We start from the raw sequence: 16665 nt of genomic DNA, 5'->3' as shown, positions 1-16665 counted from the left end.
GTGTTCAGTGTGACCGTCCGTGACCACATGATGATCGCCCACAGCTTCCGGGGGGAGGTCTTCGGACCCGCGCAGCGCCTGCACGGCGCGACGTTCGTGGTCGACGCCACGTTCCGCCGTGCCGAACTGGACGCCGACGGCATCGTGGTGGACATCGGCCTGGCCACCGAGCAGCTCAAGGAGATCCTCGGCGAGCTCACCTACCGCAACCTGGACGAGGAGCCGGCGTTCGCCGGCATGAACACCACGACCGAGGTGCTCGCCCGCACGGTCGCCGACCGGCTCGCCGAGCGGGTGCACGCCGGCCGGCTCGGCGAGGGCGCCCGCGGCCTCGCGGGCCTCACCGTGACGCTGCACGAGTCGCACGTGGCGTGGGCCAGCTACGAGCGGACTCTGTGAGGGGCGCGAACGCCGCGACGGCCGTCGGCCGGGACGCGCCCGCCGTGGGCGTGGTGCACGTCGTCCTGCCCAACGACATCGACGATCCGGCCTCGCCGAGCGGCGGCAACCACTACGACCGGCGGCTCTGCCGCGGCCTGGCCGAGCGGGGCTGGGCCGTACGCGAGCACGCGGTGGCCGGTGACTGGCCGCGCCCCGACGCGGCCGCCCGGGCGGCGCTCGCCGGGGTGCTCGCCGCGCTGCCGGACGGGGCCGTCGTGCTCGTCGACGGGCTGGTGGCCTCGGCCACGCCGGACGTGCTGGCGCCGCAGGCGGACCGGCTGCGCCTCGTCGTCCTCGTGCACATGCCGCTCGGCGACGACGCGGAGGCCCGGGCGCTGGGCGCGGCGCGGGCGGTGGTGACCACCAGCGGCTGGACCCGTGACCGGCTGCTCGACCGGTACGACCTGCCGGCCGGGCGGGTGCACGTCGCGACGCCGGGAGTGGATCCGGCGCCGCCGGCGAGCGGCACGGGCACCGGCGGCGGGCTGCTCTGCGTCGCGGCGGTGACCCCCACCAAGGGGCACGACGTGCTGGTCCGGGCCCTGGCGCTCGCCGCCGACCTGCCCTGGACGTGCACGTGCGCGGGGTCGCTCACCCGGGACGAGGACTTCGTGGCCGACCTGCGCGGCCGCCTGGCCGACACGGGCCTCACCGAGCGTGTCCGCCTCGTCGGCCCGTGGACGGGCGACGCGCTCGACGCCGCGTACGACGCCGCCGACCTGCTCGTGCTCCCGTCGCGTTTCGAGACGTACGGCATGGTGGTCACCGAGGCCCTCGCGCGCGGGATCCCGGTGCTCGGCACGGCGACGGGCGGGCTGCCCGAGGCGCTGGGTCGGGCGCCGGACGGCGAGCTGCCGGGGCTGCTCGTACCGCCCGAGGACCCGCCGGCGCTGGCCGGCGCGCTGCGGCGCTGGCTGGGCGACGCGGCCCTGCGCGACCGGCTCGCCCGCGCCGCCCGGGACCGGCGCGCCACGCTCGTCACCTGGTCGGACACGGCGACCCGGGTGGCCACGGTGCTGGCGGGGGTGGCCGCGTGAGCACCGACGTCCTGCTGCCCTTCGCGGCCTGGCTCGGGCTGCGGGAGGCCGCCGACGCGGCGGCCCGCGACACCGCCCTGGTCGACGCGGTCCGCGAGCGGCTGCCGGCCGGCGGACCCCTCGCGATCCACGACCTGGGCACCGGCACCGGGTCGCTGCTGCGCTGGCTCGCCCCGCGCCTGCCCGGGCCGCAGCACTGGGTCCTGTACGACCGTGATCCGGAGCTGCTCGCCCGGGCCGCCGCCGGCGCCGTCACCTCGGCCGACGGTCTCCCGGTCACCGTGGTGACCCGGTGCACGGACCTCACCCGGCTCACCCCCGCCGACCTGGCCGGCGCGGACCTCGTGACGGCCTCGGCGCTGCTCGACATGCTCACCGCCGAGGAGGTCGACCGGGTCGTGGCGGCCTGCGCCGGCCGTCCGACGCTGTTCATGATCTCGGTGACCGGGCGGGTACGGCTCACCCCGGGCGACCCGCTGGACGCGGAGGTCGCCGCGGCGTTCAACGACCACCAGCGCCGCACGGTCGACGGCCGCCGCCTGCTCGGGCCGGACGCGGTGGACGCGGCAGCGGCCGCCTTCGCCGCGCACGGGGTGCCCGTGCGGGCGGGACGCAGCCCGTGGCGGCTCGGCCCGGAGCAGGCCGAGCTTGCCGCCGAGTGGTTCCGCGGGTGGCTCGGCGCGGCCTGCGAGCAGCGGCCCGACCTGGCCGACCGGACGGCCGGGTACGCGCGGCGCCGGCTCGCCGAGGCGGCGGCCGGCCGGCTCCGGGTGCTCGTCGACCACCGGGACCTGCTCGCCGGGTGAACCGTTCGGGCCCGCCGCCCGTGCCTACGGAGAGAGAACGATCTTTTCGACGGGAGGCCGGGCGGATGGTCTGGGCGTGGGCGCGGGCGCTCGGCGGGATCGGGCTGCTCGGCGTGCTGCTGTGGCAGCTGGGCAGCGGCCCGTTCCTCTCGGGGCTGGCGCTGATCGACGGCCGTGTGGTCGCCGCGGCGCTCGCCATCGGCGCGCTCACCACCGTGTGCGGCGCGTGGCGGTGGAGCCTGGTCGCCGGTGGGCTCGGGGTGCGGCTGCCACTGGGAACGGCGGTGGCGCACTGCTACCGGGCCGTGTTCCTCAACGCGACGCTCCCCGGCGGGGTGCTCGGCGACGTGCACCGGGCGGTGCGGCACGGGCGTGACGCGGGGGACGTCGGTCGGGGCGTCCGGGCGGTGGTGTGGGAGCGCGGCGCCGGTCAGGTCGTGCAGGTGCTCCTCGCGCTGGTGCTGCTCGCGGCGTTCCCGTCGCCGGTGCGGCCGTACCTGCCGGTCGCGGCACTCGTGCTCGTGGCCGTCGGCCTCGGCGCGGCGCTGCTGGCCCGCGCGGTGCCCGACGCCGGCCGGTCCCGCGGGGCGCGGGCGGCGCGGGCGGTGGTGGCCGACGTACGCGCCGGCCTGCTCGCCCGGCGCACCTGGCTGGGCGTCCTGCTCGCCTCGGCCGTGATGGTCGCCGGGCACCTCGCGACGTTCCTGCTCGCGGCGCGTACCGCCGGGGCCACCGCGCCGCTGTCCCGGCTGCTGCCGCTGACCCTGCTCGCCCTGCTGGCGATGGGTCTGCCGCTGAACGTCGCCGGCTTCGGCCCGCGCGAGGGCGTGGCCGCGTGGGCGTTCGGCGCCGCCGGCCTCACCGCCGCGCAGGGGGTGGCGACCGCCACCGTGTACGGCGCGTTGGTGCTCGTGGCGAGCCTGCCGGGCGCCGTCGTGCTGCTCGGTCGGCGGATCCGAGCGCCGCTCGCACGGCGAGAAACGGCCGTGCGTGGTTGAGTGTTCACACGGTGCCGGTACGCGCGGTCGGGCCAGGCCGCGCCGGACGAAGGAGAAGCATGCCCGAAGCACTCCCTGTCGCGACCATCCGCACCCAGGTGACCGTGCCGTTGAAGTTCCCGGACGGGTACGCCACGAGCGCCCGCCTGTTCACCTTCAAGGGGCTGGTGGACGGCCGGGAGCACGTGGCGTTCGGGCTCGGCGACTGGGCCGGCGCGCTCGACCGGTACGCGGCGGGAGGCCCCGCGCCGCTGGTACGCCCGCACAGCGAGTGCCTCACCGGCGACGTCTTCGGCAGCCAGCGCTGCGACTGCGGCCCGCAGTTGCGCGAGGCGGTCGAGCGCATCGCCGAGGCCGGCGGTTTCCTGCTCTACCTGCGGCAGGAGGGCCGGGGGATCGGCCTGTACGCCAAGCTCGACGCGTACGCGCTCCAGGACGCCGGGCTGGACACGTACGAGGCGAACGTGGCACTGGGGCACGGCGAGGACGAGCGGGACTACAGCGCGGCGGCGCAGATGCTCGCCACCCTCGGCGTGACGGGCATCGCGCTGCTCAGCAACAACCCGGAGAAGGCCGTCCAGCTCGACCGGCTGGGCGTGGCGGTGACCGAGCGGGTGCCGACCGGGCTGTATCTCTCCCCGGCCAACGCCGACTACCTGGCCGCCAAGGCCAGCCGCGCGGCGCGTACCCCCGACCTCCCGGCCGTCCGGTGACGGCCCGGCCCGCGCGGCCGTACGTGCTGCTGAGCTGCGCCACCTCCATCGACGGCTACATCGACGACGCCACCGACCAGCGGCTGCTGCTCTCCAACGACGACGACCTCGACCGGATCGACGCCGTACGGGCCAGCTGCGACGCGATCATGGTCGGCGCGGGCACCGTCCGCCGCGACGACCCGCGGCTGCTCGTGCGGTCGGCCCGGCGCCGCGCCGACCGGGCGGAGCGGGGCCTGCCCGCCACGCCCGCGAAGGTGACCATCACGGCCCGCGGCGACCTCGACCCGGCCGCCCGGTTCTTCACGGCGGGGGAGGCGGAGCGGGTCGTGTACTGCGCGACGGGCGCGCTGGAGAAGACCCGGGAGCGGGTCGGCCGCCTGGCCGACGTGGTGGACGCCGGCGAGCCGGTGGACCTCGGCGCCGTGCTGGCCGACCTCGCGGCCCGGGGCGTACGCCGGCTCATGGTGGAGGGCGGCGGGACCGTGCACGCGCAGTTCCTCGCGGCCGGCCTCGCCGACGAGCTGCACCTCGTCGTCGCGCCGTTCTTCGTTGGCGACTGCCGCGCGCCGCGCTTCGTCTCCGACGGCCGGTACCCGTGGCATCCGGGGCGGCGGGCCACCGTCGCGGAGGTCCGCCAGATCGGTGACGTCGTGCTCGTCCGCTACGCCCTCTCCGACCGCTGCGCGGGCTGACCGCCGGGGGCACGCCCTCCTGCCGCGCCACCGGCACGGTGCCCGGTGTCGGACCGGTGTCATAGCCTGTGCGGCGTTGTCCACGGTCGACCGAAGGGTGCCTGCGTGTCCGCCAGCCCGACATTCGTGCCTGATCCGAAGGCCCACCATCCCGCCTGGCCGGCGGCCGGCCCCGCCCCGTCGAGCGGCATCGGGATGGGCCGGAGCGCCCAGGTCGTCACCGGGCTCCTGTTGCTGGTGCCCGCGGTGCTCGCGCTGGTCTGGTCGTACGTGGTGCCGTCGGTCAGCACACTGCTGCACAGCTTCCGCCGCGGTGAGCTGTGGGGCGGCCCGGTCGAGTCGGCCGGCGGCGACAACTACGCGCAGGTGGTGGAGCGGGGTTTCCTCGGCGACCTGGGGTTCGCGCTGCTCCTCGCCCTCGTGCCGCTCCTGCTCGCGCTGCTCGTCGCCCCGCTGCTCGCGCTCGCCGCGCAGCGGGCCGGTCGCGTGCCGCGGCTGGTCGCCCGGGCGCTGCTCGCCCTGCCGCTGGCCGCCTACGCCCCGGTCGCGGTGGGGGTGGCCTGGAGCCTGGACCGGATCGAGGCCGACCGGTCGGCCTGGGAGCAGGCTCCCACGCTGACCGCCGTACGCACGGTCTCGCTGCTGACCGCCGGGCTGGTGATCGCCGTCGGCGCCACCCTCTTCCTGAGCGTGCTGCGCCGCCGCCCGGGTGGCGGCCGCCCGGGCCTGGCGATCCTCTCCGTCGGGGGTGTGCTGGGGCTGGCCGTCGTCGCCACGGCCGTGCAGTCCTGGTCCCTCCAGTGGCCGCTCCTCGCCGGGCGGGACGACCGCAGCGGTCCCGTGGTGCGGATCGTCCGGGAGAGCCTGACGCAGGTGCAGCCCGGGGTCGGCGCCGCGGGCAGCGTGCTGCTGCTGGCTCTGCTGGGGGTGTGCGGCATCCTCGCCGTCCTCCTGCTCGTGGCCACCCGGACCAGGATCGCCTTCACCGGATGGCGCGACCGCGCGGCCGGCGCGGAGGTCGGCGGCCGGAACCCGGTCGCGCTCGGGATGCTGGTGGTGGGGCTGCTGGCGTTCCTCGCCCTGGTGGCCTACGTGTCGGCGCCGTGGTGGCGGACGCTGACGGCCGACGCGCCGCTGCCGTCCGGGGTCAGCACCGGCCGGATCCAGGCCAACACCTGGCTTCCGCCGCTGGTCTCGGCGGTGGTCGGGGTGGCGCTGGCAGCCCTGGCCGGCTTCGCCATCGGTGGCCTGCGCCCGCTGGGCCGGGCCAGCGAGCTGCTCCTGCTGCCGTTCGCGCCGTGGCTGTTCGTCGGTGACGGCCCGCTGGCCGTCGCCCACTTCCTCCGTCTCCGGGACGCCGAGCAGTTCAACACCTTCGCCGGGCTGATCCCGCCGGGCTGGCTCTCCATCCCCGCGCTCGTGGTCTTCACCCTGTTCTTCCGGGGGCAGCGGGAGCGCTGGGAGGCCGGTGGCCGGTTCGCGTCCACCATGCTGCTGCCGGCGTTGCCGATGCTGGCCGGCGCCGGGCTGCTCGGCTGGCTGGTCACGGCGCAGGGCTGGTTGTGGCCTCAGCTGGCCGTCCACGACGTCGCGCACGCGCCGGCGACGTCCCTGGTCGTCCTGCGGGTGACCGCGACCTTCGGCGACGCGGACGCCGCGCGGGGCTTCCTCGCCCAGGTGCTGCCGCTGCCGCTGCTGCTGCTGTTCCTGGCGGCCTTCGTGGCGTTGCAGCTGCTCTACCTGGACCGGCTGGTCGTCCGTGCCGGCGGGGCGGTGGCACCTGGCGCCGCGCCCGACGACCAGCCCGCGCCACGGTGACGTCCGGAGTTCCCGGATACCGGCCGTCCCGGTCGTGCCGGCGGGTGCGCCGCCCGCACGGCCGGCTGGTCAGGGCGACGGCACGACCGCCGGCTGGTCAGGTCGACGCGGCGGCACCGGCCGTCCGCGCGGCCGGCCGTCGGAGCGCGGGTCAGCGCAGCAGCACCGGGCCGGCGTCGATCGGGGTCCGGAACAGGGCGTACGGCTTGCGCCGCCGGTCCTGCCCGCCCTGGTAGGTGGCCTGCCGGTGCAGCTGGTTCGCGGTGACGTAGAGGTGCCGGTCGACGGCGACCGACATGGTGTCCGGCCAGAGCAGCCGAGGGTCGTGCACCAGCGTCTCGAACTGCCCGTCGGGCAGCCGCCGGAAGACGGCGTTGTGCTCGTACGACGTGAGGTAGATCCGCCCGGCGTCGTCGCTCTCCAGGCCGTCGGAGCCGGTGCCCTTGTCGCCCTCGTCGACGACGGAGTCGGCCACCTCCTCGTCGGGCAGCGACGCGTCGGCGAGCGCGTCGGTGGAGACGCTGTACCAGCGGCGGGACGCCAGCGGGCAGTAGTAGAGCCGCGACCCGTCGGCGCTGATGGCGATCCCGTCCGAGCCCATGGCTACCGGCTTCGGCGGGCCGTCCGGCGGCCGTTCCAGCAGGGGCCGTCCCTCGACCATGGGCCGGTACCCGTGCAGTGACTCCGCCTTCGTCGACGGGTGGTCGTGCAGGCGCCGCCAGGAGTGGCCGGAGGCCAGGTCGACGACGATGATGCCGTTCGGGCCGGCGGTGGCCGAGTCGGTGACGTACGCGAGGCCGCCCGTGCCGCGGCGCAGGTCGAACCGCACGTCGTTGAGGTACGTGCTGGGCAGCGCCACCTCCGGCGGGATGGTGATCACCTGCGCGACGTCGTTGGTGTCCAGGTCGACGCGGACCAGCTTCGGCCCGCCCGGTTTCGTGGGCCGGAACATCGGGCTGCCGGTGTCCAGCACCCACAGCCGGTCGGCCGGGTCGACCACCACGGACTGCACCGACACGAACGCCTGCGCGTCGTCGACGCCGCTGGGGGAGTTCCACCGTTCGTCCGGGAACGGCACCTCCCGGCCGTCGCGCAGCTCGACCACGGCGGCCGGCGGCTCGTCACCCCACTGCGGGAAGTTGACGAAGATCCGGCCGCGGTGCGAGACGGTCACGCCGGTGGGCATCGGCCCGGTGAACGTGTGGACCAGTTCCAGCTCGCCGACGGGCTCGTCGCCCACCGGCCCGTTCACACCGCACCGCCACGAGGCCGGACGAGGCTTGCCATGGACGTACCCCCTCGGGTGCTGCCGCGGACCCGGTGGCCGCGACGGACCGCCCGGTGCTTCCCCGCCAGGCCCGCCTGAAACGCCCCCCGTCAGCGGCGGGCGCGCCGCAGCAGCCACAGCAGGGCGCTGAGTAGGAACAGCACCCCGCTGACCGCGAGCCAGCGCAGCAGGAACGGCGTCCGCTCCTGGGCGGTCGCGGCCCGGTAGGTGTCCGCGCCCCAGCCGAGCAGGCCGGGCAGGAAGACCAGGAAGAGCAGCGCGGAGGCGAGCGCCGGCACCCGCACGTGGTTCAGCAGGGCGAGCCGGCGCGGGTCGGGCTCGGTGTCGCCGTCGCCCGCCGGCCGCGTCCGCACGCCCAGCACGCCGCGCAGCGCCCGGTCGGCCGTCGCGTACACCGGGAAGAGCACGAGGTCGTGGACGATCACCGCGCCCACGAACCAGAGCAGCATCCGTCCCCACGTCGCCTCGCCCGACACCCGCAGCGCCACCCAGCCGGTGACGGCGAAGCACAGCAGCAGGACGAGCAGGTGCCGGGGCCCGGCGCCGTACGCGGCCCGCAGCCGGGCGAGCCACCTAGCCATCGGCGCGAAAGTCGATGCCGGACACCCACTTCGTGCAGTGCACGCCGGGCAGCGCCGGGACGATGACCCGGGCTGGGAAGCCGTGGTCGGCCGACAGGTCCGCGCCGTTGACCCGCAGCGCCAGCAGCGAGTCCGGGTCGCGCACCTGGTTGCCCTGGAGCGTGGCCTGCCGGAACAGGCCCGTGCGCTCCAGGGACCGGACGTGCGCCGACGCGGGCTCCGGCACGCCCGCGAGCGCGGCCAGGTCGCGCAGCCGTACGCCGGTCCAGGTCTGCACCGTCGACCAGCCCTCGACGCAGGCGATCGGCAGGCGCGCGGTGTGCTGCGGCATCGCCAGCAGCGCGGCCCGGTCGAGGGTGGCCGTGGTGCCGCCGCCGCGCAGCGTGAGCCGCCAGGCGGCGCCGGTCTCCTCGGGCCGGACTCCGGCCGCCGCCACGCTGCGGTTCACGGGGAAGCCGTTGGGGCCGCCGCCGGGATCCTGTCCGCGCGGCAGCAGCCAGGCGGTGCGGCGCAGCGGGCCGTCGAAGCTCTGCCCGACGGTCAGCGCGGCCAGCAGCAGCGATCCGCCGCCGACCAGGGCGAGAGCGCCGCGCCGGCCGACGGTGGGAGGGCCGGGCCGCGCCGGCACGAGCCCGTCCGGGTCGGGCGGCTCCGGCCGGGTCGCGGCCACGGGGGTACGCAGCTCGGCGCCGGGCGACCGGGACCGCAGCGCCGTGACCAGGCGGGGGAGTTTCAGCACCACGTGGACGACGAGCGCGGCCGTGAACACCCAGGCGCCGAAGTAGTGCGCCGTGTAGAAGTCGAAGCCGAAGACGTACGCGTACTGGATGTTGAGCAGCCCGGTGGCGATCTGGAAGAGGATCCCGCCGACGAGCAGCAGCAGTGAGAGCCGTTCGAGGACCTGTGCCACCGAACGGGCCGGCGGCCAGTCGAAGAGCTTCGGGATCACCGACCAGAGCTTCGCCAGCACCACGGGGACGATCACGATCCCGAGCCCCACGTGCAGCCCCTGGGTGAGTCGGAACAGCCACGCCGGGCGGGTGGGCCAGTCGAAGTACGGCAGGCGCAGCCAGCCGACGTCGGTCGGGAACGCCTGCCCGAACCGGGGCGCGTACGCGGCGTAGTCCAGCAGCCCGGTGACGACGACCAGGGGCAGCGTGACGAGCAGCGCGAGCCCGTACACCGAGGTCAGCCACGGCCCCCGCAGCGGGCTGCGCCATCCCCTGGTGACCGTGTCGGTGCCGGGCGGCCGGTGCCGGTCGAGTGCCCGCCACAGCCGCCGGGGCGCGCCGTAGCGGCCCGTGTCGGCCGGGTCCTGGGTGGACGGGTCGGGCGCGGGCACCGGGTACCTCCTCTGTCGGCCGGCGTCTTCTCGAATCGTGGCCGACCAGGGGCCCCGGCGGCCCGGTTTGCCGCATTACCGAACGCTTACCGCCCCCACCTGGACGATCATGAGGTTGGCGGGGACGGACCGGACGGAACGCCCCGCCAACCTCATGATCGACGGGGCGAGGCGGGGCGAGGCGGGGCGGGGCGCCGGCGGGGCGGAAGCTGTTGCGAACTCCTTACGCGAGGCGCCGTACCGGCTCGGCGGGCGCCCGCGCCGCCTACGGTGACCCGTATGCGGGTACTGGTCACCGGCGCGGCCGGGTTCATCGGATCGCAGGTCGCCGACCTGCTCGCCGACGAGGGGCACGAGGTCGTGGCACTCGACGCGCTGCTGCCGCAGGCGCACGGCGCGGAGCCGCCCGGGTGGGCCCGCCGCCACGACCTGGTCCGCGGGGACGTCCGCGACGCCCGCCTGCTGGACCGACTGCTGCGCGGGGTCGACGCCGTCTGCCACCAGGCCGCCATGGTCGGGCACGGCCTCGACCCGTCCGACGCGCCGGCGTACGCGGGACACAACGACCTCGGCACCGCCGTCCTGCTCGCCGCCATGTACCGGGCCGGCGTGTCCCGCCTCGTGCTCGCCAGCTCGATGGTGGTCTACGGCGAGGGGCGCTACGTCTGCGCCGCTCACGGGGTGGTGCGGCCGTCCCCGCGCCGGGCCGAGGACGTGGCGGCCGGCCGGTACGACCCCACCTGCCCCCGGTGCGGCGACCCGCTCACCCCCGCGCTGGTGCCCGAGGACGCCCCGCTGGAGCCCCGCAGCACGTACGCGGCCACCAAGCTCGCGCAGGAGCACCTGGCCGCCGCGTGGGCCCGGCAGACCGGCGGGGGAGTGTGGGCGCTGCGGTACCACAACGTCTACGGACCACGGATGCCCCGCGACACCCCGTACGCCGGAGTGGCCTCGATCTTCCGGTCCGCGCTCGCCGCGGGCCGGCCGCCCCGGGTGCTGGAGGACGGCCGGCAGCGGCGCGACTTCGTGCACGTCACCGACGTGGCGCGGGCGAACCTGCTGGCCCTCGCGGCGGCCCCGCCCGTGGCGGCGCTGGTGCCCGTGAACGTCTGCTCCGGCGAGCCGCACACCGTCGGCGAGCTGGCGGCGACCCTCGCCGAGGCGATGGGCGGGCCCGCGCCGCTCGTGGTGGGCGGCGCCCGCGCGGCCGACGTGCGGCACGTGGTGGCGGACCCGGGCCGCGCCGCCGACCTGCTCGGCTACACCGCCCGGGTGGCCTTCGCCGACGGCGTGTCGGCCTTCGCCACCGACCCGCTGCGGGAACCCGCGGCGCTCCCCGCCTGACCGCACCGGCCCGCGCGGGCCGGCCCGCGTGCGCCCGGCCCGCGTCCGGGCGACCGGCGTGCCTCCGCCTCGCCGCGGCCGGCGTCCCCGGCCGGGCCGCGCGGCCCGCCCGGCGACCGTCAGGAGACCGTCCAGAGCAGGTGGTTGACGGCGAGCGCCGTGGCCGCCTGCCCGGCCAGCCACCAGCGGCGGGCGCCGGCCGGCAGCAGCGCGGCGGCCACCAGCAGCCAGACGGCGAACGGCAGCCAGATCCGCTCCACCTCCGCCTTGCTGAGCCCGGACAGGTCAGCGCCGGCCACCGCCACGGCGGCGGCCAGCGGCAGCAGGACGACCGGCCCGGCCGCGCGTACCCCGGTGGCCAGCGCCGCCCGGCGCCAGCCGGTGCGCGCCGCGGCCACGACGCCCGACACGGCGCGGCGCAGCGCCGGCCCGAGCACCGGCCCGGCGCAGAGGAGCAGCGCCGCCAGGTTCGCCCAGATCCAGTAGGCGTACGGACGTTCGGCGCCCCAGCCCTGGTAGTAGCGCGCGACGACCAGCTCGTACCCCTCCCACCAGCGGAAGCCGGCGAGCGTGAACGCCGCCGCCACGGCCGCCACCCCGGCCGCGCCGGCCAGCAGCGCCCGCAGCCGGGCCGCCGGGCGCAGCGCGAGCACCGCCAGCGCCAGCACACCGACCAGCACGAACCCGTACGACAGGTAGAGGGCGAAACCGAGCAGCACGCCGCCGAGCAGGGCGGTGACCGGTCCCCGGACGACCAGCAGCGCCAGACCGGCGGCGACCACGCCCGCGAAGATCCCGTCGGCCGACGCGCCCACCCAGACCGCGCCCGGCAGCAGCACCAGGAACGGCACCACCGCCCGGGCGGCGTCCGGCGCGCCGAGGGCCCGCAGGGTGACCGGCACCGACACGGCGACCGTCGCCCCGACCAGCACGCAGGCCAGGCCGGCGACCGTGCCGCCGCCCAGGCCGACCCGGTCCAGCCACACGAACAGCAGCAGCGCGCCGGGCGGGTGGCCGGCCGTGTGGGTGGACCAGGAGTCCGGCTGGAAGTCGAGGATCCGGCCGGTGAACCCGGCCAGCAGCCCCGCGACGTCACCGACCCCCGGCACCTCGTGCAGGTACTCCGCCTGCACGGTCAGGCGTCGGGTGAGGCCCGCCGACCAGCCGTCCACCAGGGCCAGCGACAGGGTCCAGGCGACCGACGCCAGCCAGCCGGCGGCCAGCAGGGCGCCCCACCGGGCGGTGCGTGCCCAGCGGACACCCCACGCGAGCACGACGACCGCGACCAGCAGCGCGGCCGGGGTGCCCCAGCCCGCGTGGGGTCGCCAGGTGGCGTAGAGCGGCGCGGCGTCCGCGTACAGACCCACGCCGCGGGCGTTGAGCACGATCCCGACGCCGACCGCGGCGGCGAGCAGCGCGGCCTCGACCGCGAGCACCACCAGGTCGGCCCGGTCGCGGTGCGCCGGGGTCCGGCCCGGTGCGTCGGCGAGTACGGGTGCGGTGGCCATGACCCTGCGACGGTACGGCGGCACGGGACCCTCCGGTGGGCGAACGGCCACGCCGTCACCGTCCGGTAAGAATCGCCCGTGCGGTAAGCGTTCGGTAAGGACGTTCCGGCCCCGGACGCCCTGGTCGCGTCCTAGCGTCGGCCGTATGCCGACCTGCTTCGACGACGGCGCGCCACCCCGGATCGACGTGGTCCTGCCCTGCCTCGACGAGGCCGCCGCGCTGCCCGGCGTGCTGGCCGCCCTGCCGCCCGGCTACCGGGCCATCGTGGTCGACAACGGCTCCCGGGACGGCTCGCCGGAGGTCGCCGCCCGGCACGGCGCCCGCGTGGTCCACGAACCCCGGCGGGGCTACGGCGCCGCCGTGCACACGGGGCTGGAGGCCGCCCGCACCGACCTGGTCTGCGTGCTCGACGCCGACGGGTCGTTCGACCCGGGCGAGCTGCCGGCGCTGGTGGCGCCGGTGGCGGCGGGGGTCGCCGACCTGGCCGTGGGCCGCCGCCGGCCGGTCGGGGCGGGCGCGTGGCCGTGGCACGCGCGCGCCGGGACCGCCCTGGTCGCCGCACTGCTGCGCCGGCGGGGCGTCCCGCTGCGCGACCTCAGCCCGATCCGGGTGGCCCGCCGCGAGGCGCTGCTCGCCCTCGGCGTCACCGACCGGGCGTTCGGGTACCCGCTGGAACTGCTGGTCCGGGCGGCCGCCGCCGGCTGGCGCATCCACGAGCTCGACGTCCGGTACGCGCCCCGGGCCGCCGGCACCCGCTCGAAGGTCTCCGGGTCCGTCCGGGGCACCCTGCGCGCCACCCGCGACTTCGCCGGCGTGCTGCGCACCGTGGACGGCTCCCGATGACCGTCCTGCTGGTGGCCGCGAAGGCGCCCGTGCCCGGCGCGGTGAAGACCCGGCTCTGCCCGCCGGCCGACCCCGTGCAGGCCGCCCGGATCGCCGCGGCCGCGCTGCGCGACACCCTCGACGCCGTACGGGCCACCCCGGGCGTGACGCCGGTGCTCGCCTGCGCCGGCCGGCTCACCGACGCCGAGGACGCCGCGGGGCTCGTCACGTCCCTGCACGGCTGGACGGTGCTCGCGCAGCGGGGCAGCGGCCTCGGTGACCGGCTCGCCACCGCGTACGCCGAGGTGGCCGCGGCCTTCCCGGACCGCCCCGTGCTCCAGGTCGGCATGGACACGCCACAGGTGACGCCGGCCGCGCTCACCGCCGCCGTACGCCGGCTGGAGCGCGCCGAGGCGGTGCTCGGGGCTGCCCTCGACGGCGGCTGGTGGGCCCTGGGCCTGCGGGACCCGCGCCACGCCGCGGTGCTGCGGACGGTGCCCATGTCGACGCCGCGGACCGGCTGGCTCACCTGGTCGGCCCTGCGTGAGCAGGGGGTGCGCGCCGCGGCGCTGCCGCTGGTGCGCGACGTCGACGAGTGGCCGGACGCGCTCGCCGTGGCCGCCGAGGCGCCCGCGGGACGGTTCGCCCGTCAGGTCGACGCGGTCCGCCGCGCGCTGATCCCCGAGGGGCGGGGGTGAGCGCCGACGGGTTCGCGGCGGCCCTGCTCGGCGGGAGCACCGACGGCCACTGGCTCCTGCACGGCGACGGCGCCCGCCACCGGCTGCCGGTGCGCCGCTGGCACGGCCCGGCCGAGCCGGCCACCGCCGCCGTGGTCGCCCGCTGCACCGGCCCGACCCTCGACCTCGGCTGCGGCCCGGGACGGCTCACCGTGGCCCTGGCCCGCGCCGGGGTCACCGCGGTCGGGGTGGACGTCAGCGCGTACGCCGTCGCCGCCGCCCGCGCCCGCGGCGCCGTGGCGCTGCACCGCGACCTGTTCGACGCCCTGCCGGCGGAGGGGCGCTGGGCGCACGCCGTCCTGCTCGACGGCAACATCGGCATCGGCGGCGACCCGGTGGCCCTGCTCGGCCGCTGCCGGGCGCTGCTGCACGCGGGCGGCACGGTGCTCGTGGAGCTGGAGCCGCCCGGACCGGGGCTGTGGCAGGGACGGGCCCGGGTGGTCTCGCCGCGCCGCCCGGGACGGCCCGCCCTGGGGCCCGCGTTCCGCTGGGCCCGGCTGGACACCCGCGCGGTGCACCCCGTCGCCCACCGGGCCGGGTTCACGGTGCGCGACGTGTTCGGGCGCGACGGCCGCTGGTTCGGCGAACTGGCCGTCGCGGCCACGCCGGCCCCGGCGGCCAGCCGGATCCGGTGACGGCGCCGGCGCACCCGCGCACGCCCCTCGCCCTCACGCCCGTCGACCTCACGCCCCGTCGACCCCGCGCCGGTGCCCGCGTCAGGCGGCGGCCGGCAGGCGCACCACGAAGCGGCAGCCGCCGCCGACGTTCCGCACGTCCACCCGGCCGCCGTGCGCCTCCACCAGCCCCCGGACGATGGCCAGGCCCAGCCCGCCGGAGCCCTCCCCGGTGCGGGGTGTCCGCGCCGGCTCGCCCCGGAAGGCCACGTCGAACAGGTGCGGCAGGTCCTCCTCCGGGATGCCGCCGCAGGTGTCCGCGACGGCCAGCCAGGCGTCGTCCCGGTCCCGGCCCGCGTCGACGTGGACGGTGCCGTCCTCGGGCGTGTAGCGGACGGCGTTGAGCAGCAGGTTGCCCACCACGCGGGCCAGCTCCGGCTCGCTGGCGAGCACGGTCGGCCAGCCCGACTCGGCGGCCACCAGCGTGATGCGGCGGGCGGCGGCCAGCGGCGCGGCGACCGCGAGGGCGTCGGAGACCACCTCGCCGAGCGGCACCGCGGCCGGGGAGAGCCGCAGCGCGCCCGCGTTGATCCGGGACAGCTCGAACAGGTCGTCCACCAGTCGGGTCATCCGGTCGGTCTGCACGCGGATGCGCCGGTGGTACTCGGCGACGGTCGCCGGGTCGTCCACCACCCGGTCCTCCAGGGCCTCGGCCATGGCGCGCAGGCCGGCCAGCGGCGTCCGCAGGTCGTGCGACACCCAGGCGACGAGGTCGCGCCGGCCCTTCTCGATCCGGCGCTCCCGCTCGCGCGCCTGGTCGGCCCAGACCGCGGCGACGGCGAGACGCCGGCCGAAGTACCAGCCGACGGCGAGGCTCACCACGGCCGCGGCGGCCACCGTGAGCAGCACGACCTGGAGGTCGTGCCGGGACAGGAACATGGCCTGGGCGACCACCGCGACGCCCGCCGCCACGGCCGCCACCGTGACCGTCAGCAGCACGCACACGTGGACGGTGATCGACCGGTGCCGCAGCAGCCGCAGCGTGAGCGCGCCGACGGTCCCGACGACGAGCGCGGCCACGAGGGCCATCGCGAAGATCAGCGCGAGGTCACGCATGGCGGGGCTGGTAGCGGTAGCCGACACCCCAGACGGTGAGGATGCGCCGCGGCGCCGCCGGGTCGTCCTCGATCTTCTCCCGGAGGCGCCGCACGTGCACCGTCACCGTGGACTCGTCGCCGAACGTCCAGCCCCACACCCGTTCGAGCAGTTCGGCGCGGCGGAACGCGCGGGCCGGGTGCCGCATCAGGTGGGCCAGCAGGTCGAACTCCCGCAGCGTCAGCGCCAGCTCCCGGCCGTGCAGCCGGGCCACCCGGGGCCCGGTCGCCACCTCCAGGCCGGCGTCGACGAACACCTCCGCCTCCGGTGGCGGCGGCTCGCCGGCCCGGCGCAGCACCGAGCCGACCCGCAGCACCAGCTCCCGCGGCGAGAAGGGTTTGCCGAGGTAGTCGTCGGCGCCCAGTTGCAGGCCGAGCACCCGGTCGGCCTCGTCGCCGCGCGCGGTGAGCATGATGACGGGTACGCCGTCGGGCCGCTCCCGCAGCCGCCGGCACACCTGCAACCCGTCCAGGCCGGGCAGCATCAGGTCCAGCACGACGAGGTGCGGCCGGCGTACGCGCACCGCCTCGAGGGCCGCCAGGCCGTCGCCGACGTGGTCGACCTCGTAGCCGGCGTGCTCCAGGTAGCGGCAGACCACGTCGCTGACCGTCCGGTCGTCGTCCACCACGAGCACCCGCTGACCCACGCGCACCTCCCGGGCCAGCCTAGCGACGCCACCCGCCGGGGGACCGGGGCGAGATGTTGCGGGTTCCTTACGTCCGGCGCCCGGCGGGCGCGTCCCGGGCCGCTGACCGGCCGGTCAGG

The 16665-nt window shown here is 77.2% G+C and carries 17 protein-coding genes; 11 read left to right on the top strand and 6 right to left on the bottom strand.

Annotated features, from left to right (window positions below; all coding sequences use genetic code 11):
- The 7 genes from D7I43_RS00490 (at position 1) to D7I43_RS00460 (ending at position 6508) form a co-directional block, all read left to right on the top strand.
- Entirely contained in the window at positions 1–399 is a 399-nt protein-coding gene (locus D7I43_RS00490) for a 6-pyruvoyl trahydropterin synthase family protein (protein ID WP_120326338.1), read from the top strand.
- A 44-nt stretch (positions 400–443) separates the two neighbouring features.
- Positions 444–1478, top strand: coding sequence for a glycosyltransferase family 4 protein (locus D7I43_RS00485; RefSeq protein ID WP_120326675.1), 1035 nt, complete (start codon positions 444–446; stop codon positions 1476–1478).
- Positions 1475–2284, top strand: coding sequence for a class I SAM-dependent methyltransferase (locus D7I43_RS00480; RefSeq protein ID WP_120326337.1), 810 nt, complete (start codon positions 1475–1477; stop codon positions 2282–2284). Before D7I43_RS00485 ends, D7I43_RS00480 begins: the two co-directional genes overlap by 4 nt.
- A 65-nt stretch (positions 2285–2349) precedes the next feature.
- The gene (locus tag D7I43_RS00475) at positions 2350–3282 is read left to right on the top strand and encodes a lysylphosphatidylglycerol synthase transmembrane domain-containing protein (protein ID WP_120326336.1); all 933 of its coding nucleotides are present in this window, start codon (positions 2350–2352) and stop codon (positions 3280–3282) included.
- 59 nt (positions 3283–3341) lie between these two features.
- A complete protein-coding gene (locus D7I43_RS00470; RefSeq protein WP_120326335.1) occupies positions 3342–3995 on the top strand; it encodes a GTP cyclohydrolase II in 654 nt (217 codons plus the stop codon).
- On the top strand, positions 3992–4690 hold the full coding sequence (locus D7I43_RS00465; RefSeq protein WP_120326334.1) for a RibD family protein: 699 nt from the start codon (positions 3992–3994) through the stop codon (positions 4688–4690). The genes D7I43_RS00470 and D7I43_RS00465 overlap by 4 nt, the downstream gene beginning before the upstream one ends.
- Positions 4691–4816: 126 nt before the next feature.
- Entirely contained in the window at positions 4817–6508 is a 1692-nt protein-coding gene (locus D7I43_RS00460; RefSeq protein ID WP_147427216.1) for a sugar ABC transporter permease, read from the top strand.
- Between the two features lie 151 nt (positions 6509–6659).
- Here the strand turns inward: D7I43_RS00460 and D7I43_RS00455 are convergent, their stop codons facing one another.
- From D7I43_RS00455 to D7I43_RS00445, 3 genes are all read right to left on the bottom strand, one after another.
- Positions 6660–7748 carry a major royal jelly family protein gene (locus D7I43_RS00455; RefSeq protein ID WP_240032723.1) on the bottom strand — a complete coding sequence of 363 codons (1089 nt, stop codon included), beginning with the start codon at positions 7746–7748 and terminating at the stop codon, positions 6660–6662.
- A gap of 137 nt (positions 7749–7885) precedes the next feature.
- On the bottom strand, positions 7886–8377 hold the full coding sequence (locus D7I43_RS00450) for a hypothetical protein (protein WP_120326332.1): 492 nt from the start codon (positions 8375–8377) through the stop codon (positions 7886–7888).
- Entirely contained in the window at positions 8370–9719 is a 1350-nt protein-coding gene (locus tag D7I43_RS00445; protein ID WP_120326331.1) for a molybdopterin-dependent oxidoreductase, read from the bottom strand. Before D7I43_RS00445 ends, D7I43_RS00450 begins: the two co-directional genes overlap by 8 nt.
- 279 nt (positions 9720–9998) lie before the next feature.
- On the opposite strand from D7I43_RS00445, the gene D7I43_RS00435 reads away from it, so the two are divergent.
- Positions 9999–11063, top strand: coding sequence for an NAD-dependent epimerase/dehydratase family protein (locus tag D7I43_RS00435; RefSeq protein ID WP_120326329.1), 1065 nt, complete (start codon positions 9999–10001; stop codon positions 11061–11063).
- Positions 11064–11182: 119 nt separating this feature from the next.
- Here D7I43_RS00435 and D7I43_RS00430 read toward each other — a convergent pair whose 3' ends face one another.
- Positions 11183–12571 (bottom strand): hypothetical protein, encoded by a 1389-nt coding sequence (locus tag D7I43_RS00430; RefSeq protein WP_120326328.1) that lies wholly within the window; start codon positions 12569–12571, stop codon positions 11183–11185.
- Between the two features lie 145 nt (positions 12572–12716).
- Between D7I43_RS00430 and D7I43_RS00425 the strand changes: the two genes are divergently transcribed.
- The 3 genes from D7I43_RS00425 to D7I43_RS00415 are packed head-to-tail and all read left to right on the top strand — an operon-like array spanning position 12717 to position 14766.
- Positions 12717–13415: a glycosyltransferase family 2 protein gene (locus D7I43_RS00425; RefSeq protein WP_120326327.1), complete on the top strand. Its 699-nt coding sequence runs from the start codon at positions 12717–12719 to the stop codon at positions 13413–13415.
- Positions 13412–14092: a TIGR04282 family arsenosugar biosynthesis glycosyltransferase gene (locus tag D7I43_RS00420; protein ID WP_120326326.1), complete on the top strand. Its 681-nt coding sequence runs from the start codon at positions 13412–13414 to the stop codon at positions 14090–14092. The genes D7I43_RS00425 and D7I43_RS00420 overlap by 4 nt, the downstream gene beginning before the upstream one ends.
- Positions 14089–14766: a class I SAM-dependent methyltransferase gene (locus tag D7I43_RS00415; protein WP_120326325.1), complete on the top strand. Its 678-nt coding sequence runs from the start codon at positions 14089–14091 to the stop codon at positions 14764–14766. Before D7I43_RS00420 ends, D7I43_RS00415 begins: the two co-directional genes overlap by 4 nt.
- A gap of 81 nt (positions 14767–14847) precedes the next feature.
- On the opposite strand, the gene D7I43_RS00410 is transcribed toward D7I43_RS00415, so the two are convergent.
- Together D7I43_RS00410 and D7I43_RS00405 are read right to left on the bottom strand one after the other, a co-directional pair.
- Positions 14848–15861 (bottom strand): sensor histidine kinase, encoded by a 1014-nt coding sequence (locus tag D7I43_RS00410; RefSeq protein WP_120326324.1) that lies wholly within the window; start codon positions 15859–15861, stop codon positions 14848–14850.
- Positions 15854–16546, bottom strand: a complete 693-nt coding sequence (locus D7I43_RS00405; RefSeq protein WP_120326323.1) for a response regulator transcription factor — start codon at positions 16544–16546, stop codon at positions 15854–15856. The genes D7I43_RS00410 and D7I43_RS00405 overlap by 8 nt, the downstream gene beginning before the upstream one ends.
- Between the last annotated feature and the right edge of the window lie 119 nt (positions 16547–16665).

The sequence above is a fragment of the Micromonospora globbae genome, assembly GCF_003610785.1.
GTDB classification, from domain to species: domain Bacteria; phylum Actinomycetota; class Actinomycetes; order Mycobacteriales; family Micromonosporaceae; genus Micromonospora; species Micromonospora globbae.
This window is presented reverse-complemented; position numbering and strand designations above follow the sequence as displayed.

What these genes read in the sequence shown, in the direction of transcription:
- D7I43_RS00475 (WP_120326336.1), top strand. Translation starts at nt 2,350, where the DNA reads ATGGTCTGGGCGTGGGCGCGGGCGCTCGGCGGGATCGGGCTGCTCGGC.
- D7I43_RS00470 (WP_120326335.1), top strand. Translation starts at nt 3,342, where the DNA reads ATGCCCGAAGCACTCCCTGTCGCGACCATCCGCACCCAGGTGACCGTG.
- D7I43_RS00450 (WP_120326332.1), bottom strand. Translation starts at nt 8,377, where the DNA reads ATGGCTAGGTGGCTCGCCCGGCTGCGGGCCGCGTACGGCGCCGGGCCC.
- D7I43_RS00435 (WP_120326329.1), top strand. Translation starts at nt 9,999, where the DNA reads ATGCGGGTACTGGTCACCGGCGCGGCCGGGTTCATCGGATCGCAGGTC.
- D7I43_RS00430 (WP_120326328.1), bottom strand. Translation starts at nt 12,571, where the DNA reads ATGGCCACCGCACCCGTACTCGCCGACGCACCGGGCCGGACCCCGGCG.
- D7I43_RS00425 (WP_120326327.1), top strand. Translation starts at nt 12,717, where the DNA reads ATGCCGACCTGCTTCGACGACGGCGCGCCACCCCGGATCGACGTGGTC.
- D7I43_RS00420 (WP_120326326.1), top strand. Translation starts at nt 13,412, where the DNA reads ATGACCGTCCTGCTGGTGGCCGCGAAGGCGCCCGTGCCCGGCGCGGTG.
- D7I43_RS00410 (WP_120326324.1), bottom strand. Translation starts at nt 15,861, where the DNA reads ATGCGTGACCTCGCGCTGATCTTCGCGATGGCCCTCGTGGCCGCGCTC.